A 2,716-nucleotide genomic window follows, 5' to 3' on the forward strand; every position below is an offset into this window, starting at 1 on the left:
TTGCTTCTACAACAACAAATTTCCCTCCTGGCAGCATTTCCCGTAGGGATGAGAGCATTTCTTCGCTATCTTCAAGAATTAAAACTTTATTCTTCACCATTTGTTACGTTTTGTTTGTAATTTTTTGCCTGTTGCCTATTTCTGTTACCTATTGCCTCTTTAATAACTACTTCCCCAAATTTTAATCGTATTGTCTCGGCTACCGCTAACAATGGTTTTACCATCATTGCAAATCGCCACCGATCGCACTAAATCTGTATGTCCGAGCAATGTATTAATAAACTCTCCCGTATTAAAATCCCAGATTTTAATGGTACTATCTCGACTGCCGCTTGCGATAATATTACCATCAGCACTGACAGCGATGGAAGTGACAGACTGACTGTGACCCCGTAGGGTCCGCAGGACGTGACCTGAGTGCATATCCCAAATTTTAATCGTGCGATCGCGGCTACCGCTAATAATCGTTTTTCCATCGGGACTGATGGCCACGGACCGAATTTCATCATTATGACCCCAAAGAGTGTCGAGGTTTTTCCCCGTTTTAAAGTCCCAGATTTTAATTGTGCGATCGCGGCTACCACTGACAACTTTATCACCTTTAGGACTGATGGCCAAGTCCGTGACACCGCGAGAATAGCCGCGAAAATTGCCTTTAGGTCGTCCTTTATCCAAATCCCAAATTTTAATTGCTGGCGATCGCTTCAACAGGCCGATCAAGCTCAAAATGGCACCAATACGACGAGAGGGAATGCGATTTAAAAATGCTTCTAAACCACCGTCATATTTAGGTTTAATGGTATTATCCGCACTGGCACTGATAACAGTTTTACCGTCCGGACTCACGGCTAAAACATAGATTTTATGAGATTTTCCCAGCATATTATTTAACTCTGCCCCCGTGTCCAAACTCCAAGTTTTAATGGTATTATCGGTACTACAACTAATAATCCGTTCCCCATCGGCACTAATTGCTACAGAAAGAACCGCAGATTCGTGACCGTGAAGGGTTCTGATTTCCCTTCCTGTCAAGATATCCCAGAGTTTAATAGTTCCATCTTTGGAAGCGCTAACAATGGTACGATTATCTGGGGCGATCGCCACATCTTGCACCCAATAGGAATGACCTCGCAGGGTCTGCAAACACTGCATAGAAACCCAATTTTTATGGGGAGGTAAAACTTGGATTTTGGGCGATCGTAATTGTTCGATGAGGAGTTTTTCCGCAACTTGACGTATTTCTGAGGATTCTTCACGGAGAGCATTTATAATTAAACGATAACCGGGTTCGTCATAATCAAAGGCTTCTTTAAGGGCGGAAATTTTAACCTCTTCTACAGTGCTTTTATAGCGCATCAGGACATCATCAAACCCTGACAAGTTGACTAGGTGTGAAACTTCACTTTCACGATTATCTTCTGCAATAAAAGTTTTATTTAGTTGTATCGTTTGTTCGTCTTCAGGATTAATATCGGGGTGGGATGGGCGATCGCTTTCTTCTGCGGTAAAAGGTTCAATTTTGAAAGGATGAGACTCAAGATTGATGCTGTTTTTATCTTCAATAATTGTGAATTCATTTTCCGGTTCTGAATTAGCAGTTTCTTCGCCTAATTCTGTTGATTGTTCTGAGGTTTTTCGGCTACGTTTGTCTTCAAGAATCGTATGTTCTACTTCTGTATCTTCTGAGTCTTCGGAATCGGATAAAACACTGGGAAGGGAAATAGGAATGTTGCGTCGATCCTCAAAAATAGTATATTCTTCTTCCTCTTCGGATGGGCGATCGCCTTGCGAAAATTCGCGATCGAAGTTTTCAATAACGATCGAGTCATCCTTTGCAGAATCGCTAATTAAAGGTTCATTATCTGTGGTTTCAGGTTCAAATAAATCATCTGTATCTAAAGGAGGGAAAATAGCGTCTGTATCGTTAGGATAAGCTACTGTTTCGTCTTCCAATTGCAAGGAAGGATCGAATAGGGAGTCAGATTCGTTTTGATTGACTACTGTGTTTGTTTGTTCTTCCCAAGAGAGAGTAAAAGGATCGCCAGATAATTCAGGAGATTCTTCTGACCATGATTCTGAAGGATGTGGTATGGAGAAAATATCATCGGAGGGTAACTGAATTTCTTCCGCAGGATTTAGAGTTAATGAAGGGTCAAAGAAGTTATCTTCTCGATCTTCATTGCGGTTTAGATAATCTTCGCGAATATCTTCATCTGATGTATTGATATCATATTCTACGGGAAGTTCATCCGAAAAAATACTAAGTTCATCTGATTCATTTTCATCAAAGATATCGACATTAAATTCTGAGGTTAATGTATTTTCATTATCTTCTGTTATAGCGCTTATTGGAGCAAGGCGATCGCTGATTTCCTCATTGATTACTAAAGGTTCTTCTGTTTCTAAATTGCCAAAACTCTCATCAATAAGTGCATTTGATTCTTCAGAAGAGTATTCTAGTTCAAAACTATTCTCATCTGTTTCTTCACTGACTGCTAAGGATTCCTCTGTTTCTAAATCCTCAAAACTTTCATCAATGGGTGCATTTGATTCTTCAGAAGAGTATTCTAGTTCAAAACTATTCTCATCTGTTTCTTCACTGACTGCTAAGGATTCCTCCGCTTCTAAATCGCCAAAACTCTCATCAATGAGTGCATTTGATTCTTCAGAAGAGTATTCTAGTTCAAAATCATTCTCATCTGTTTCTTCACTGACT

Annotated in this window: 1 protein-coding gene; it reads right to left on the reverse strand. The window is 40.1% G+C overall.

Features of this window, described 5'->3' with window-relative positions; genetic code table 11:
* Nucleotides 1-159: 159 nt before the first annotated feature.
* Nucleotides 160-2,716, reverse strand: a 2,557-nt coding sequence (locus VB714_RS27050; protein WP_416309812.1) for a WD40 repeat domain-containing protein, incomplete at its 5' end; no start/stop codon positions are given.

The sequence above is a fragment of the Spirulina sp. 06S082 genome (genome assembly GCF_034932145.1).
GTDB lineage: Bacteria > Cyanobacteriota > Cyanobacteriia > Cyanobacteriales > Spirulinaceae > CCY15215.